General features: G+C 44.5%; 14 protein-coding genes. 5 read left to right on the top strand and 9 right to left on the bottom strand.

Annotated elements, in window-relative coordinates; genetic code table 11:
* Positions 1-99 precede the first annotated feature (99 nt).
* The 3 genes from V144x_RS18215 (at position 100) to V144x_RS18205 (ending at position 5249) form a co-directional block, all read left to right on the top strand.
* Positions 100-1734 (top strand): hypothetical protein, encoded by a 1635-nt coding sequence (locus tag V144x_RS18215; protein WP_144986827.1) that lies wholly within the window; start codon positions 100-102, stop codon positions 1732-1734.
* Between the two features lie 379 nt (positions 1735-2113).
* Positions 2114-3637, top strand: a complete 1524-nt coding sequence (locus V144x_RS18210) for a hypothetical protein (protein WP_144986825.1) — start codon at positions 2114-2116, stop codon at positions 3635-3637.
* A gap of 610 nt (positions 3638-4247) precedes the next feature.
* The gene (locus V144x_RS18205) at positions 4248-5249 is read left to right on the top strand and encodes a type I phosphomannose isomerase catalytic subunit (RefSeq protein WP_144986823.1); all 1002 of its coding nucleotides are present in this window, start codon (positions 4248-4250) and stop codon (positions 5247-5249) included.
* Positions 5250-5258: 9 nt separating this feature from the next.
* On the opposite strand, the gene glnD is transcribed toward V144x_RS18205, so the two are convergent.
* The 4 genes from glnD to V144x_RS18185 all read right to left on the bottom strand — a co-directional run bounded on the left by glnD (position 5259) and on the right by V144x_RS18185 (position 10297).
* On the bottom strand, positions 5259-7955 hold the full coding sequence (gene glnD, locus V144x_RS18200) for a [protein-PII] uridylyltransferase (protein WP_144986821.1): 2697 nt from the start codon (positions 7953-7955) through the stop codon (positions 5259-5261).
* Positions 7956-8037: 82 nt separating this feature from the next.
* Positions 8038-8376, bottom strand: coding sequence for a P-II family nitrogen regulator (locus tag V144x_RS18195; protein ID WP_144986819.1), 339 nt, complete (start codon positions 8374-8376; stop codon positions 8038-8040).
* 95 nt (positions 8377-8471) lie between these two features.
* The gene (locus V144x_RS18190; RefSeq protein ID WP_144986818.1) at positions 8472-8810 is read right to left on the bottom strand and encodes a P-II family nitrogen regulator; all 339 of its coding nucleotides are present in this window, start codon (positions 8808-8810) and stop codon (positions 8472-8474) included.
* Positions 8811-9037: 227 nt separating this feature from the next.
* Entirely contained in the window at positions 9038-10297 is a 1260-nt protein-coding gene (locus V144x_RS18185) for an ammonium transporter (protein ID WP_197998976.1), read from the bottom strand.
* A 467-nt stretch (positions 10298-10764) separates the two neighbouring features.
* On the opposite strand from V144x_RS18185, the gene V144x_RS18180 reads away from it, so the two are divergent.
* Complete coding sequence (locus V144x_RS18180; protein WP_232102570.1) at positions 10765-11859, top strand: prepilin peptidase; 1095 nt, start codon at positions 10765-10767, stop codon at positions 11857-11859.
* A gap of 43 nt (positions 11860-11902) precedes the next feature.
* On the opposite strand, the gene V144x_RS18175 is transcribed toward V144x_RS18180, so the two are convergent.
* From V144x_RS18175 to larE, 5 genes are all read right to left on the bottom strand, one after another.
* On the bottom strand, positions 11903-12400 hold the full coding sequence (locus tag V144x_RS18175) for a Fur family transcriptional regulator (RefSeq protein ID WP_144986816.1): 498 nt from the start codon (positions 12398-12400) through the stop codon (positions 11903-11905).
* Positions 12401-12427: 27 nt separating this feature from the next.
* Positions 12428-12721 (bottom strand): Fur family transcriptional regulator, encoded by a 294-nt coding sequence (locus tag V144x_RS18170; protein ID WP_144986814.1) that lies wholly within the window; start codon positions 12719-12721, stop codon positions 12428-12430.
* Positions 12722-12808: 87 nt separating this feature from the next.
* Positions 12809-13255 carry a flagellar biosynthesis anti-sigma factor FlgM gene (locus tag V144x_RS18165; protein ID WP_232102844.1) on the bottom strand — a complete coding sequence of 149 codons (447 nt, stop codon included), beginning with the start codon at positions 13253-13255 and terminating at the stop codon, positions 12809-12811.
* 469 nt (positions 13256-13724) lie between these two features.
* The gene (locus V144x_RS18160) at positions 13725-14822 is read right to left on the bottom strand and encodes a threonine aldolase family protein (protein WP_144986810.1); all 1098 of its coding nucleotides are present in this window, start codon (positions 14820-14822) and stop codon (positions 13725-13727) included.
* 86 nt (positions 14823-14908) lie between these two features.
* Positions 14909-15772 (bottom strand): ATP-dependent sacrificial sulfur transferase LarE, encoded by an 864-nt coding sequence (gene larE, locus V144x_RS18155; RefSeq protein ID WP_144986808.1) that lies wholly within the window; start codon positions 15770-15772, stop codon positions 14909-14911.
* Between the two features lie 414 nt (positions 15773-16186).
* Here larE and V144x_RS18150 point away from each other — a divergent pair, with 414 nt between their 5' ends.
* A complete protein-coding gene (locus tag V144x_RS18150) occupies positions 16187-18079 on the top strand; it encodes a c-type cytochrome domain-containing protein (RefSeq protein WP_197998500.1) in 1893 nt (630 codons plus the stop codon).
* Positions 18080-18096 lie beyond the last annotated feature (17 nt).

Raw genomic sequence — 18096 nt, 5'->3', positions numbered from 1 at the left:
AGGTCTGTACAATCATGTGCAGATCTTTTTTTTTATTATTCACTATGAAACGGTAATAGATCCAAAGAGAGCAATGAATTATCTGGCAAAGGCAAGCTTGTGAAAGGACCTGATTTAGAACACGTTCCCGGCGAATGGACCATGAGCGATCAAGAGTGGTGGCTTTCCACTACTATGATCTGGGGATGTTGTCTATTTTTAACTTGCACTGTGACGATTGCTGACCCTGATCTTTGGGGACATACGCTTTATGGTCTGCGTGCGATAGAACAACATGTTCTGGTAGAATACTCCGATCCATTTTGTTATACCGAACCAGGTGCCATCTGGGTGAATCACGAATGGCTTTCTGAGTTGTCTTTTGGTTGGTTATGGAGCAGTTTTGGAAATATTGGACTTTGGTTGTGGCGTAATTTCTGGTTATTGGTGATTTTTATTCCTGCCTGGATTGCTTTGAGAAAATTCAAAGCAAGTCTTGCTGCTGCAATCTTGTTACTGGTTTATACTGCATTCTGCCTTTCCCAGTTTGTAGTTTTCGTTCGTCCTCAACTTGTCACCTTTGGTTGTTTTGCATTGACTCTGTTATTGTTAAGGCATTACCTCAATCATCCTCAGTCGAAATCAATCTGGTACCTGCCGGTGGTGATGATGTTTTGGGCAAACTCTCATGGTGGTTTTCTGGCTGGCGTTGGAATTCAAGGGGTTGTATTACTTTGGATGGGCAAGGGCGTTTATCAATCACAATATCAACAAAGAGATTTTTTTCGGTTGTGTATTACCATTGGTCTTGCCTGGACTGTGACACTGATCAATCCTTATGGAATTCAATTACATCAGATGTTGTGGGATCATTTAATCACAAAACAGATTGTTCGTGAGTGGCAACCACTTTGGGATGCGCAACAGGCATTGTTATACTATATTCCCTTTTTGTTAATCGGACTGGCATTTTTCGGTTCACGAAAGTGGGAGTGGATAGATCTTATTTTAATCGTTGTGATTGCCTATCAAGCCATCAGCCATATTCGGCATGTGGCATTATTGGCAATCGCAGTGATTATTTTATTGCCGATGCCAATTTCTGATTCGATTCGTAGGTTGTTTCCTTATCTTAATCAGCAGTGGGGAGGAGAACGGCGCAGAATAATCCGTTCTCTATTAGTTGCTTCTACTATGTTAGTGGTTAGTGGTTTGGCAGTTCATACAATCATGAAGCTCTGGGAAGAGTCCGTTCCTCCGTGGCAGATTGGAGTAGAAACGCGAAGCAGAGCACCAGGCATGCCCGTAGCATCAATCGAAGTCTTACAAGACCAAAATCTCAACGGAAATATTTTAACGGATTACGGTTGGGCACAGTATGTCATCTGGCAAACGTTTCCAGAATCGCGAATCGCCTTTGATGGCCGTTATCGAACTGTATACTCGGCCAAGTTAGAAGCAGAGTTAGTGCAATTTCAAAAGTTGGATAAGAACTCGCATGGTCCCACTCCCTTACTCGATCAGTATCCAACAGAAATATTATTACTGCCTGCGTCTTTGAATGTTTTGGGTTATCTGGAGCAGCGTAAAGACTGGGTACAGATCTATAATGATCAGCAGGCAACACTTTGGCTAAAAAATATTCCTCGCTTTCAAGAGGTCATTGCTGAAACAAAACGAAAGAGGCTTGCAATCCCTCAAGTGCCAAAGTGGTGTCTTTTTCCTGCCGATCCAAAAACGCTTACTCATAAGTAGATGTAATTTGTGTTCAGACCAAACTGATTATCAATAAATACTTTGAGGTATTTATTGATAATTTTTCTTCATATGGTTCCTCTGCACTGAATTGTTTTAGGATATTAAAACTGTTTGGATGTGTGTCCAAGAGGTTCATATCCTCACCTGAATGAATGTGAAAGCAGAACGAGTTTTAACAGCTTCTTGATCCTTAACAATGTTGAAAAACTGAATCACTAATGCAACCTTGAAAAAATACGATATTGTTAGGCGCGAGGGGATGCAGCTTGGTATGATGATTTCATTCCTATTCTGGATCCGTTTCAAACGCATTCTAATACAAATCTTGCCTGACGTGATAACTTAGGCATTCGGGCTCCACATCAAAGGTTGAATCATGAAATACATTCATCAAGCTTCTCTGCGTATTTTTTCAGTTCTGTTTTTCAAGTCAGCATCGAACTCTGCTCCAAGGTCGCTACTAATTCTTCCAGCGTGTTTGCTTGCCGCTCTTTTCTATGAGGTTCCTGCGTGGGCTCAGTTTGAAGACCTGCTCAATAGAATTCCTTCAAGTGCTAATTCAGTTGTTGTCATTGATGTCTCTCGTATGCATGCCAGCACATTGGCGAGAAAAGAAGGTTGGGAAAAAAAACATGAAGCCGCTTATGTCGAACGGCCTATTTATTTACCACCCGAAGCAGAAAAAATTGTCATTGCAGCACAACTTAACTTTGCGAATGACTTAGGGCAAAACTGGGAATTGGCGGTTATGGATTTAAAAGAACCGATTCCAATGCGCTCCATTGCACGGGCAGAAGGTGGTTATGTAGATTCGATCAATGGTTTACATGCTGCGTGGACACCCAGTGATGCCTATTTTGTCAGGCTTAGTACTTCTGTCATGGGGGTCATGCATCCTGCAAATCGACAGGCTGTTTCTCGTTGGGCGGACTTTGGCCGAAAAAATTCCAGTTCGGTTATTTCAACTTATTTAAGTCAAGCTGTGAAAGTCGTGCGCCGGGCGGGACCACAAATTGCGATGGCAATTGACCTGAAAGATAGCACACAACCTCATAAACTTGAGGAAGGCCTTAAGAAGTCGAATGTGTTAAAAGGAAATGAACAAAAAATTAAAGAGCTAACTGAACTTATCAGCGGGATTCAAGGCGCTACTTTTTCTGTCAAGATAGGCAGCAAAGCCGAAGGAGAATTGCGTATCGATTTTAGCTCGGAGACAGCAAAATTTGCCAGTCTTGCGAAACCCATGGTTTTGGAAGTCATAGATGATTTGGGAATCCACTTGGATGATTTAGAAAAATGGAAAGTCGAATTAAAAGGTAAGTCAATTATTCTCAGCGGCTCTCTTTCCAATGATGGCATGCGTCGTGTGTTTAGTATTCTGGAAATTCCTTCGACAAAATTTAGCGAATTGAAAGACGAAGATTTAAGCCCGGGTAGTCCAGAAAAAGTTGCTCAGGCTTCGTTGACATATTTCAAATCGGTAACAGTTCTCGTTGATGATTTACGAAAATACCTTCAAACGAATCGCGATAATCACATAGTTTACAACGAACGCTATGCACGAAAAATTGACAGACTTCCTATCTTAAACGTCGATGAAGATTTACTTGACTACGGCTCGAAAGTTGCTGAAACTCTTCGCGGTGTTGCGTTAGCAAAAAGAGCAGCAGGATCTCGCACTGGGGTTCGGAATTCCAGCGTTTATGGTAATTACAGTTATAATTATGATTCAAACAATAATTATTACGGTCGACGTTCGAATGCGAGTGTGAAGATTCAGAACCGTGCAGAAGAGCAGTCAAAAGCAACAGGTGTTCGTTTCACAAGTTGGAAAGAAATCGAAGACTCCACGGCGTCAATTCGTAGAGAGATGACGAAGCGTTATCAGATCCAATTCTAGGTTCGAATCATAGTTTAACCCGTGAAGTAGCTGGTTAATTCAGCTCGGGTTGAACTACATTTTGGATTTTTTAGACCGAAGCTCATCATTTTGTTTTCGGACTAGCGACACGATTGTGAGTTGGAATTTGTTTCATCTTTAGGATTAGATTTCAATGGGTCTTCTGAATCTAACTGAAACAGTATTTCATCTCCCTCGATATCAACTACCGTCAAAAACTGATCGCCTATTTGAATTGTGTCTCCAATTGAAAGATCCCATTCCAATCTTTGTACTAACAAGTCAGCCACTTATCAGCCTTTCATAGATAAACAGTGGAAATCTAATTATTGCAATCGTTTTATTGTGTTTCTGGGCATGTGTACAAACGAATTCACTGTCTGTAAGGATTGCAAGGGGGGAGAGATTAGCAGGTGTTTCGGTTTATGGCAATTGGAACCTTTGCATAAGGTCAGTTCGAGAAAAAAAACAAAAAAGTCCATGAGAACGCACTTATCTCTATTCATAGAGATTATAGTTGCAATTGCTGGCTTTCGTAGTTTAGCATTATGGAAGAGTCCATTTTTACTCTTCTTTCTATCTTCTTTATTGGTATTGCTTTTTTTCAATTATGTCACTGCAAAAAGTTCAGTCCACGGCAACCCTGTTACCACTTGAGTTTACGCCTATTTTTAAGCGTACTCGATGGGGCGGAGAGCGTCTGGGAACGCAGTTGCATAAATTAATTGGTATTGAAGGGGACTATGGAGAGAGTTGGGAGCTGTCTGACCATCCTACTGCCCAAACTCGAATTGCCAATGGAGAATTTGCTGGCTGGACGTTGTCTCAATTGATTCATAAAGATCCAGATGCCCTTTTTGGGGTCGGTAATTGTAATACAACGTTTCCGCTGTTGATTAAGTTCATCGATGCGACCGACCGTTTATCTTTACAGGTTCATCCTGATAACTCTGATCAACAGAAATTTGACTCGATCGAGTCAGGAAAATCTGAAGCATGGGTTATTCTCGATGCCGCCGAAGGAAGTCAAATTTACGCGGGTTTAAAACCAGGCGTTGATGAATGTCGACTCCGACGGCATTTGGAGCAGGGGACCATTGAAGAATGTTTACATAGTTACCCCGTGCAAAAAGGGGACTGTGTTTATATTCCCGCGGGTACGCTTCATGCGATTGGTGAGGGAGTTCTGTTAGCTGAGATTCAGCAAACCAGCGATATCACATATCGCTTATTTGATTGGAACCGCCTTGACCAATCAGGGAATCCACGTCCCTTGCATATCACGAAAGCTTTTGAGAGTATCAGTTTTGATAGAGGACCAGTAGATTTAATCCAACCACAGAAACAATTTGCTGCAGGGCACGATGTTGAGCAACTTTTGGAGTCAGAGTACTTTTCAATACGACGCCATCAGTCTCAGCATTCTTTTTCATTGCCCACTTTAAGCCAAGCTCAGGTATTGGTTATTCTGGAAGGGGAAGGCCAGTTAGACTGTGGTGAAGAGACTTATGAACTTCTCCCAGGGAAAACTATTCTGATACCCGCAACGGCCCCTGATTGTCAAATTCATATGGATGCTGAGATTACCTTTTTGGAAGTCATTCCTGCTTAATTTTTTATACTACACTCGTTGGTACCTTTTGTATCCTTCCAGCTCAAATTCATGCAGAGTCTCTTGCAACTGTTTGCTGATTTCTTGTAGTCTCGCATCCTGTTCTATTTTCTGTCCCTGTTCGTCAATAATATAAAAGACATCAACTACCTGGTCGAGGTGTGTTGAGATCTTTGCCATCACGACAGACAATCCCATGCGGCTGATCGCGCGCGAAACGATATATAACAAACCGATCCGATCATGGGCAATCACATCAATAATTGTGCAACGTTTAGAAGATTGATTATCAATTTCGACGCGACCCAGATCAAATTCACCACTCAAGCTTGCCGCTTCTTGAAAACGCTGGTTATTTAAAAACATCGTTTTCGCATCGGATTCGCCAAGAACTGCTTTACGAATTTCCTGTTCCATTTTTTTGATGCGACTGGTCGGGACTTCTTCTGCATAATCGTTATCGATCACTCTAAAACTATCAACCACTCCACCAGAAACACTTGTGGTAATCTGTGCAGAGATAATATCCATCCGCTTTGAAGTGAAGACACTGACCACTCGATGAAAACAGGATTGTGAATACATGGCTTGCGCGATCACATGGTAGTTGACCGTTCTGGTCTCTGGCTCAAATTCTCCTTCCACAACAATTTGATCTGCGGGAAGATCCCGCAAGATTTTGATGTCAGCAGCAATACGTTCTGAGGGGGTCACCAATAGATAATGCGGGGAAAACGAGTTGAACAACTCGGTGAACCAGGGCGTCGTGTCTTCTTCGTTTTCCAGAACCTGGGGAAGTTCGAGATGACTACGTACACGCTGCTTAACGCGCGAAAGCCGTTGATCTCGATTGTAGCGGGAATGTTTACCACCAAGTAACAGCATGGTTCGTTCATATAGATCCGATAGCAATTCTGATTTCCAGTCAGTAAACACACCGGGACCTACCGCAGTAATATCAGCGGCAGTGAGTACGTACAGCATTCGCAATTTTTCCGGGCTACCTACTTTCTGGCTGAATGCGAACAGAATATCAGGATCTGAAATATCGCGACGAAAGGCCAGATGGGCCATCGTTAGATGCTCTCGCACCAAAAAGACCAATAACTTTTGTTCTTCCTCTTTCAAGCCAAAGCGGACTGCCGTGTCTGCAGCAATCATTGCTCCCATTTTGCTGTGGTCTTCCCCATAACCTTTACCGATATCATGCAGCAAAATAGCCAGATTTAGAATATCTTTCTTTTCAATACGTCGATAGGAACTGCCCAGAGGCGAATCATCGTTTGTAAAAGTCTCTGCTGCTTCAATCGCACGAAAAGTATGTTCATCGACGGTGTAACTGTGGTATTGATTAAATTGCAATAAACAGTATGCGTGTTTCATATAGGGAATCAGTAAATTTAACACTCCCGTTTCAAACATCGTTCTCAGAGTCGGACCTAAGTTATTACTTCGGTCCATAATGGCTCGAAATAGATCGATTGACTCATTAGTAAGGGCAGGGGGGAGTTGTAGGGTTGATTCGCGAATTGCGTCTAGAAGTTCAGGAGCGATTGAGATGCCATAAAGTGAGGCAGTATCGAAAAGTTTGAGGATTTCTTCCAGGTTGCTGCTGACTTTGGTGCGATATTTAGGAACGACATCCAAATGATCTGGCACAATTTTTAGAATCGAATCCGAACGGTGTGTCATCAAAAAGTTATAGATCCGAGAGAAAACTGGTTGAGGGCGATGTGCTTTTATAAAACGTTCGGTGATTTCAGCAACGGCTTTGCTGTGCTGGAAATATTCTTGCATCAGAAGTTCTACTGGGCGTTGTCCATTGGTGCCTTCAATGTTGCGTTGTTCGGCCATCCAGAGCTGTGTGTCTTTGGTGAATAAATCCTGTTGTTTGCCAGCTTCATAGTGCAGTTGAATACGTACTTTGAGCAGGTAATCGCGGGCATGTTTCAGCGTGCGAACATCACGACTGCTGATCCGGCTGTCTAGTCGCAGCATATCAAGATTTGCTGTTCCGTAACGAGAGTAACCTGCCCACCGCAGTAAATGAATATCCCGCAAACCACCGGGCGATCGTTTGATATCGGGTTCCAACTGCATGACCGCGCCGCCATGCTGCTCGCGCTCTTCCCAACGTGCTATGACACATTGTTCAAAGAAAATTCGTCTGCGAAATAAAATGACATGCCGATAAAAGCTGCGGATCAGTTGTTCAGAAAGAGATTCGTCTCCCCAGATCGAGCGTGCTTCAATCATGGCAGTTGCGAATTCTGGTTCCGTCCGTGCCATCTTGACTGAATCAGCAACGGTCCTGACGCTATGTCCCAGTTTCAGGCCTGTGTCCCAAAAAGTACGCACAATATTTCCGACGAATTCTGAGAATTCACTGGTAACCTGACTACGATAAAGAAACAACAAATCGACATCAGAGTACGGGGCCATCAATCCGCGTCCTGAGCCGCCGATGACCATAATTGTACTGTGTTGACTGATTAATTTTTGCTCTGTCTCAGGTAGCTGGTAAAACTGGTCTTGGATAATCTGCAGGATTAATTGCTCAATTGATTCTGCAATTGCAGTTGCGATCTGCAAGCCGCTCGCACCACTCTTTAATAACTCTTGGCCACGTTCTCTGGCTTGATCCAGCTTTGCTCGATAGACAACAAATGGTTGTGCCGCAGAGCTTGTGGGAGAAATGTATGACATCAAAAATTCCAGGCTGAAACGAAAAAGAAAAAAGGTTGCCCGGGTTCATGACAGAAAGTAGTAGAAGGAAGCAAATTGATGTTTAAACCGCTTCCGGTCCAGTTTCTCCCGTGCGGATTCGAATGACTTCTTCCAGATCAGTGATAAAGATTTTCCCATCACCGATTTGACCGGTTCTGGCAACTTCCGTAATCGTCTCTACTGACTTTTGAACCATATCATCTTGAACAACGATTTCGAGTTTCACTTTAGGAAGAAAGTCAACGATATATTCATTGCCACGATAAGTTTCTTTGTGACCACGTTGACGACCAAAACCACGTACCTCACTGACAGTCATCCCACTGATTCCAATTTCGGAAATCGCGTTTTTGACCTCTTCTAATTTATAGTGGCGTATGATTGCCTGTATCTTTTTCATCAAGTGCTACTTTCGAAAAATCCTGATTTGAGTCGCATTGGCACAGATGTAAAGCAAAAGGGGCGGCAAAACGCCCCTCGCTTTACGCAGAATTATCAAAGGGCGGTGTCTCCCGCTTCGCCAGTTCGAATACGAATAATGTCTTCGACTGGCATCACAAAGATCTTTCCATCGCCGATTTGACCAGTCCGTGCTGACTCTAATATCGTGTCGACAACGGCCTTTACTTGGTCATCGGGAACGATAACTTCCATTTTAGCTTTTGGTAGGAAATCGACGGTGTATTCGGCACCCCGATATTGTTCCTTATGGCCTTTTTGACGTCCAAAACCACGGACTTCAGAGACCGTCATTCCTTGGACACCAATTTCAGTCAGAGCATCTTTAACTTCTTCCAGCTTGAAATGTCTAATGACAGCTTCTACTTTTTTCATCGGAATCATACTCCCAGAAAAATGCTCGGTTCTCTTCCAGCGCTTTCGGAAACCCAAGCGACTATCACACTTAATTATTATATCGAATTCGCAGGGAAATCTCGATACATCAATTTAATTTCCTTAAAAACAATGAAAACTAATCGCTTGTATCGTTTTTAAGGTTCACTTTTCTAAAGGAAATTAATGGGAGTCAGCCTGATGCTGACTCCCATTAACTTATAATCTTACAAGAAAATATATCCTTCTTCGCCATGTTGACTCAGGTCAAGACCCTGAATTTCACCATCTTTACTGACTCGTAAGCCCATGGTCAAATCAATCAACTTCAGAATGATAATGGTTCCTATGACCGAAATAACAATCGCAGCACCCACACTCACTAATTGATTAATAAATTGTTGGGTATTACCTTCCAGTAAACCAGATCCATCAGCATCTCCCGTGATGGCTCGTGTCGCAAATACGCCTGTGAGGATGGCTCCAACAGTACCGCCAATGCCATGAACTCCAAACGCATCGAGCGAGTCATCGTATTTAAATTTTGATTTCAGAGTAGTACAAGCGAAGTAACAGGCAAAGCCTGCTAGGAGTCCGAGAATGATACCGGAAAGCGGAGTCACGGTTCCGCAGGCAGGTGTAATACAAACCAGACCTGCGACTGCACCTGAGCAGGCACCCAGAATACTGGGCTTTCCGTTGTAAACCCATTCCGCAGCAGCCCAGGCCAAAACACCAGCCGCCGCCGCCAAATGTGTGGCAACAAAAGCATTCACGGCATCTGAGTTGGCAGCTCCTGCACTTCCAGCATTGAATCCAAACCAACCGACCCACAGCATCGTGGCACCGATGAAAGTATAGGTCAAATTATGGGGAGGCATTGGTTCCTGACCGTATCCGAGGCGCTTTCCTAGTAGAATGGCACAAACAAGGGCTGAGAAGCCGGAGCTGATATGTACTACGGTTCCACCCGCAAAATCAAAGGCAGGGTAAAGCGCATCTTCGTTCCCATGACACAACCAGCCGGTATCAGACCAAACCCAGTGAGCGATCGGGCAATACACAAAAGTGCCCCAGAGAATTGAGAAGACGACCATTGAACTGAACTTCATGCGTTCAGCAAACGCGCCACAGATCAAAGCAGGGGTAATGATGAAAAACATCATTTGGAAGACCATAAAGAGTGAAGTGGGAATGGCACCATCAAATGTAGTTGGAATAATAACGGCTCCATCAGACCAAGTGGGGATGACCCCTTTAAGCAGAATGTGGTCAAAGCCACCCATAAACCCACCCAGAATATCAGAGCCAAAGGCAAAACTGTAACCCCAAATGGCCCAGATGACAGACATGAGTCCCATTAGGAACACACATTGCATCATGACTCCCAGGATATTCTTTTTACGAACCAAGCCTCCATAAAAAAGCGCAAGACCAGGAGCCGTCATCATGAGGACTAATGCCGAAGAGACCATTAGCCAAGCCATGTCGGCCCCATTCATAGTTACAGAAGCTGCAACCTGTGCTGGTGCTTCTGAAAGTGATCGTTCTGGTGGAGGATTAGAAACCTCGTCAGCGAATACTTGGCCGATACTTAAAAAACTCAAACAACATGCCAACAATGTACAGTACGTACTGTGTCTGTAGACTCTCCTCATTACAGGGGCCTTTCCGAGCGCAAATGGATTTTCAAAGCAGTGAGCGAGCGCTTTGGATCTCTGAATTGATCGGACGATCTGTTTGTGAAATAAATGCGTTTAGATGGCTCTGGTTCAATCCAGTTTCATCTAATTTCATTTTTTCACGCAACCGCAATTGCGATTGGAGTCATCAGACTTCACCATATCCTCGTCTAACATAATCTTACGATCAAATCAGTTAACGGACAGTTTAACAAAGCCTTCTTATAAAATCACCTATGTGAAAGCAGGTTTTGTTCAGGTTTGTTTAAGATATGGCTCAATTTATCTCGGAACAATTGATTAGTATACCTCAGGATCAATTACCGTTGGTCATGGCGGGGATCTTATTTTTATTGGGAACCGTGGTAGGGTTTGGCGTGAATATCTGGGTTCGCAGAATGTCTCTGAGCCCAGAAGCTCAGCCATTCTTTCGTTGTCAAAAGTGTGGAATTCTCATTTCCCGTTGGAAACTGGTCCCCATTGTTCGCTGGATTCCTTTTCGGAACCGTTGCCGAAAATGTTCCACTTACATCCCTCGTTCGGAAATACTACTGGAACTGGGAACGGGAGGATTATTTGCGTTTTATTATTTCATGGCTGTGCAGCAACGTTGTCTGGAAGTACCCTCCGTAGCTCCTTCTGCAGCGATGCTAGAGTGGAGAATGCTCTATCATTATGTACTGTTGACCTTGCTTGTAGCCGCAACCAGTATCGATTTTCGAGAATATTTAATTCCCGATCAAATTACAGTAACCGGAATGGTTGTTGGTGTCTTAGGAGCGACTATCGCGGGGCACCTTCAAATCATTCATTTTTGGGTCGACTGGAACCAGGCGATTCCCGGTTTATCTGGTCCCTACATTCCTGAGTGGATCAAAGGTCACTCACATTGGCATGGTTTCGTCTGGAGCTTAACGGGGCTCATTGTAGGAGGGGGGCTTACATGGGCTTTGCGATTTATCTCTTCTGTTTTACTGGGCCAGGAAGCTTTGGGGTTTGGAGATGTGACACTAATGGCCATGATCGGCAGTTTTGTCGGGTGGCAGCCAATCCTGTTGATCTTACCGTTGGCACCTTTGTGTGGATTACTAATTGGGTTTTTGAGCCGTATGGTAACAGGGAAAACTTATCTCCCTTATGGTCCCTATCTATGTGCGGCAACTTTGATCGTACTCATGGGCTGGAAATGGATTTGGCTGGCCGAATGGCCAGCGACAGTACCCGGTGCACCACCAGAACTTTCCATCCGTAAGCTATTTGGTGATGCAACGGGCCTGGCTATGATAGTTGGTATCGCAGTGGGAGCGTTGATTGTGATGTTGCTCTTATTACGGATTTACCGTGCGATTCCTGTCAAGCGTCGTTGAAAATACTCAGACGACTGGGGACCAAGGATCTTGCAGTTTAGATTTAGATCAGATCCAGCTTTTTATGGCGGCGTTGAGTTGGACGTGAGCAGTCTTCACAAATTCCATATACTTCGAGTCGGTGTTCGTTCATACGGAAATTAATTTTTTCTGCAAGTTTCTCCAGAATTTCAGCGATGTCAGAATTCTGAAATTCGAACAATTCCCCACAGCTTTTGCAGATAAAGTGATCGTGTTGCGGGTAGCCATAATCGTGCTCATAGACATCGCGATCATTGGTCCTTGCAACTTTTCGCAATAAACCCGATTCTTCCAGCCAGCCTAATGTGCGATAAACTGTGGAACGGCTGACGCGTCGCCCCGTTTTTTGAGCCGCCATCCGTTCTACTAACTGGTCTGCGTCAAAATGTTCGTGAGATGAGAAGACTTCAGTCACGATCAATTCACGCTCCTGCGTCAGTCTCATACCCTTTGTAGCCAGATATTCTCTGAATTTCTCGGTAGGAGAAACAGCGATTTCCAGGCTTTCTAAATTAAGCACTGTTGTCTCTTTCTCTTCTAAATTTTTTTATAGTCGAAAACGTGGGTTATTCGAAATCGTACTATAAACATCACGATCACGGTTAATCATATCTGTCATCTTTCGTAACAGACCGGCGTCTATCAGCCAGCCTAGGGTACGATAGACTGTCGAACGGCTGACGCGGCGACTGGTCTTTTGGTCCGCCATTCGTTTTACCAACTGGTCTGCATCAAAATATTCGCAAGATGAAAAGACCTCAGCCACGATCAACTCACGTTCCTTAGTAAATCGCATGCCTTTTCTGGCTAGAAACTCTCTAAAGTTCTCGATAGGAGACATAGTGGTTTCCAGTTTTTCTATATTGAGTTCCGATATCTCTCACTCAATAATTGAACAATTTCTCTACTTTTTTCGGCAACTGCGTTATTACGCAGATTCGTCGATTTGGTTTAAAAGACGATTCAAAGCTGCATCGAGCTTTTCATCGGTCTCATAAGTGCCATCATCAATAGCTGCCTTGATTTGTGCCAACCGTTCTGCGCGCATTTCAGAGTCGTTCGTCATTTCATCCAGCATACGCCCCGCTGAAGAAATCTCTAATTCATCCTTTGGTGAAGAGATCGGTCTCGAGGTGGGCGCTTCTTTGTTGTTGGTGTTATTCTGCTCAACCGGTTTATTGATTGGCAGAGAACCGGAAATAGAACTGGTGCCGGTAACGTCCATGGCGGCATTCCCCCTGTCACGGAATCCTGTGTCAGCCGGGAGCGAATTCTCCCGATCATTATTTACTTCATGGGATTCATGATATCGTAATACGGGGGATCGATTCAACTGGTAGTCTGCAGTCATGGCCATTTCTTTCATTGAATTCACTGAATTCAAGTGAATTTGCACCTTAATAGAGCAAAAGAACACCTGTTTTCAGCTTGTTATCAATATTGAATGTAGAATGGCTTCCTGCACATCCTCCAGCTCAATGGAATATAAAGCAAGATTTGGGCTTAAGTGTAAGACATAGTCCTATGTCTTTACGGCCTCAATCGTTGAGGGGAGTTTGAACCTTTATTCCATCGACGCAGAGATTGTAGAAAGTTTAATTTCAGGGCTAGAAATCGCCCGATCAACCCGGGACCCGGTGGCTGGTGACGATTTTATGGATTATAGAGAGGGGGAAAGCACTGAACTCAAAACATATTAAAGGTTTTATTTTAAGTGCTTCTTTTTTAAGAGTTTATCATGTAAGCATGTTTCTTTTAGCGTCTCCAGGACTATTTGGGTCTCGTATCATCGCTTTGAAGCCGCTATGGTTGAATTGGACGTGCTATAGCAAGGGCCTCTCTAATTATCCACGGGCGTAAGGACCTGTTGCCACTCCTTGATATTGATTGAGGCCGGAATTGAGTGCTTCTTTGATGGCAGCGGGAACCTGAGCAATTTTCTCTCGACTGATATCTATATGAGTACAGGCTCTAAGACGAGTATGTCCCATTGCACCAATGCCTACCCCGATTTCGTGCAAGGCTTTTGAAAGTTGCATGGCGTTGCCAAGTTCCGGATGAATATCGAAAAAGACCAGGTTTGTTTCGGTCTCTTCAGGAGAAATGGAGATCCCTTCAATGGTTGCCAGTTGCTCTGCCAGGAAACGGGCATTGTCATGATCTTCTTGCAGTCGGTCAATGTTGTTTTCTAATGCGTAGACACAAGCGGCAGCAACGATTCCGGCTTGTCTCAAAGCACCGCCGAAAATTTTACGGGATCGTCGTGCTTTGGCAATCTCTTCTTTCGAGCCAGCCAGAATAGAACCCATTGGACAGCCGAGACTCTTCGAAAAACAAATGGAAATGGTATCGAGCGGAGCACAGACTTCTTTGATGGAGTATCCCGCTGCGATTGTGGCATTAAAGACCCGGGCACCATCCATATGTGTCTTTAAACCATTTTCGTGTGCCCAATCGCAGATTTCATTGAGTTGACCGAGAGGGTAATAATATCCACCGCCGGCATTGGTCGTATTTTCCACACAGAGGAGCCGGGTTCGACACAAGTGCTGGTCATCGGCGCGAATTTTCCCCTGCAAAGTATCTACAGTCAACATACCCTTTTCGCCACTCAGTGTACGACAACTAATACCACTTAGAACTGCAGGTGCACCTCCTTCAAAGATGGCGATGTGTCCCAGTTCATGAATCAGCAATTCATCGCCTGGAAGACAATGTGACCTGAGCCCCATTTGATTGGACTGTGTACCCGAGCAGGCAAAGACAGCTGCTTCCATTCCCAGCATTTCACAGACCATCGATTCCAGACGATTCACGGTCGGATCTTCACCGTTCATGTCATCGCCTATCTCGGCGGTCATCATCGCTTCCAGCATTTCGGGTGTCGGTTTTGTTTTGGTATCACTGCGAAGATCAATGTAAGTATCGCTATGTGGATCCACAGTTGGTATTCCTTATCAAATGATTGCTGTATTTTCTTTGGTTTATTCTGTTCTGAGAGGGACCAAGATGCAATCCCTTCAGAGACTCATTTTTTTTGAGCGGCTATATGGAGGTCATTAATGGAGAGAAAACTATTGAGACTACCGGATCGAAATCCCTGCAAGTCAAGTGTTACATTGTGAAAACCTAATGCTAAAAACTCCTGTGTAATCTCTTCGACTGCTGTGGGCGTGGTCAATTTTTGTATTTGGTGAAGTGGAACTTCAATGCGCGCCAATTCATTCGGCTCCAGACGAACACGTAGTTCGTCAATCTGAAATTGCCGACGAAGATATTGTTCTCCCTGGTCGATTCTTTGTACGCGTTCCTCTGTCACTTCCACGCCATAAGCAATGCGGCTGGAAAGGCAGGGGTGTGCTGGTTTATTCCAGATGGGGAGTTCCCAGTGACGAGCTAAGTTTCTGACATCCACCTTTGTAAAACCTGCTTCAATCAGAGGACTGCGAACTTGAAAGTCCATAGCGGCTTGCATTCCCGGACGGTGGTCCCCTTGATCATCAAGGTTAGCACCGTTAACAAGTGTTGCCGTTTCCCATTCATTACATGCTACAGAACGGGTGAGTAGTTGATACAGTTCTGTTTTGCAGAAAAAGCAACGGTTGGGGGCATTGGCTCGGTAGTCAGATATAGAAAACTCCGAAGTGGAAATCAGACGGTGTTCGATGCCAATCAGTTTTGCCAGTCGGATCGCTTCTTCTTTTTCTCCCAGAGCCAGACTCGGGCTGACTGCAGTGGCTGCTAATGCATGATCGCCACGGGCTAAAAAAGCCCCCTGAGCGACCACTGTACTGTCAACGCCTGCAGAAAAGGCGACAACAATGCGATCCATTGTCGACAAAATTTGTTGGAGGTGCTCAGATTTTTGTGATAATTCTGCTGTCAGAGACATAATTTAAAGCGGAGGTTCTGCAAGAAGTGATTGAAAAAGTACTTATGCTGCCTCTATTATAGACAATCTGAGATAGGCTTGTCTCGGAACATCATCAGAAAAATCTGAGGTTTCTTACTGGCAATTGTCAAAAAGTGGCGAACGGGGACTAGATAGGGGAGGTTGAGTTAAAAGGAAGCATTGTACACTCTGTTTAGATTTCTGTTTCGATGTGTTCAGATCTTTTTTCTGATCCCGGGGCTGATTATACTGGATGGCTACAAGTAAGCATCTGTTAAGTTTTAAGCTGACCCCAGAAGTAGTTTTTCCACCCGGCTTTCAAACCCTATAGTTGAATAAAATAAGTAGTGATAGGGCGGGGCAGGGGGCTATTTTTTAAAGTAATCAATCAAGAAGCAAGCGATGAGGCAAGTTATGTCATTTAAGTCTGTCAACGTATTACGAATTCTCTTTGTCTTGCTATTGTGTTTGGGGGTAATAGCGGGGAGTGTAGAGGCCGCGAAGCTCACATCTGCGCAGAGAAGAGAATTGGCATCAATTAAAAAGAACCTGGGTAAGGTTTCTTCGTTGATTCGACAGAAAAAGTATGAAGAAGCCAAAGAAGCGACAGATGCGGAAGAAAAGAAATTGGAGCAACTTGCCGCAGATGCCATGCTCGCCGAAACAGACCCGATTCTTGTGAGTACTAAAAAACTGATCGCATTGCGCCGCAAACTTCTGGAGAAGGGGATGGGAGGCGGAAAAAAAGTGGCAGGAAATCAGGGAATCAGCTTTGAGACTCAGATTGCTCCTATCTTGAATGAAAGGTGTGTGAACTGTCATGGTGCTCAGCGTGCTAGTTCCAATCTGAAACTGGATACGTTTGCCGGCATGAAGCAGGGAGGACGTAATGGTGTCTTGCTGATTCCCGGTAATCCCAATAACAGTTTAATCATTCGCAAATTGACTGCTACCGGGAATCAACGTATGCCCCGGAACGGAGCACCCTTGGCGCTGAATCAGATTCAATTGATTGGACGCTGGATTGCTGAAGGCGCACGCTTTGACGGACAAAAAGAGACCGATCCTATCGGGGCGTCTACGAAGAAAAAGAAAGAACCAGTCAAGGTTGTTATGGCGACTGGTAACGAAAAAGTTTCTTTTATGGAAGATGTAGCACCCTGGATGTTGGATTTTTGTTTGCGTTGTCATAGTGGTAATAATCCCGCGAGCGAATTTTCGGTTGTGACATTTGAAGATATCCTACGTGGAGGTGAAAGTGGTTCTGTCATCGTTCCTGGTAAGCCAGATGAGAGTCGCCTCTGGCATCTGGTTGGTTTACAGGATCCAATTAAAATGCCACAAGGGCAGGCATTGCTCAAACGAAAAAATGCGCAAGATCTCAAAACCTGGATTGCTGAAGGGGCCAGGTTTGACGGAAAAGATGCGAAGGCTGCACTGCGAGCGATGGTGCCGACAGAAGATGAAAAGCGCAGGGCAGAATTAGCGACACTTTCGCCTGAAAAATTTGCCGATCTACGACGTGAAAATGCTGAGTCACTTTGGAAGCGTGCTCTTACAAAAGAGAAAGCAGAAATATTAGAAACCGATGAGTTCATTTTTTATGGAAACGTCAGTGCAGATCGACTAAAGCAGATTAGTGCATGGGCTGAAACACAGGCCGATGCCTTAAGAAAAATGTTCAACGATAAGCAGAAGCCACTCTGGAAAGGGAAGCTGGCAGTCTTTGTGTATAAAGATCGTTTTGGCTATTCGGAATTTAACCAGACGATTGAAGACCGTCGTATTGATAGAACAGTGACCTGGCACTCTAAAGTAACCCCAATTTATCTGGATGCCTATCTGGTACTGCAGGACGTAGGCGATGAAGCTTCTGCGGATGCTCCTGATTTACAAACTAATGTTATTGCGGGACTCACCAATGCAGCGATTCAACGAGGGGCAGGGGACGTACCAATGTGGGTATCAAGCGGATTAGGATTGCTGCTTGCCTCCAATGGTTCATCAAGTCAAACCTATTTTGAATCGTTAAGGCAGCAGGCGCTCGAAGCGGCTCCCAAAGTCACTCGTCCTGAGCAACTGTTTGCTGAGGGAACCTTTTCTCCTGCGGAAACATCGGCCGTTGGCTTTACTTTAGTTGAGTTTTTGATCAAAAGTGGGGGACTGCCCAAAATGGCGTTGCTTTTGCGTGAGCTCAAGAGTGGCACAGCTGTTCCGGCTGCACTCACGAAAGTCTACGGGTCCAATTTACGAACGCTGGCTGCAACATATGCGCGCACGCTACGTCCTGGTCGTGTGAAAAAGTAAATTTGGTTTGCTGGTGA

The sequence above is a fragment of the Gimesia aquarii genome (assembly GCF_007748195.1).
GTDB classification, from domain to species: domain Bacteria; phylum Planctomycetota; class Planctomycetia; order Planctomycetales; family Planctomycetaceae; genus Gimesia; species Gimesia aquarii.
This window is presented reverse-complemented; position numbering and strand designations above follow the sequence as displayed.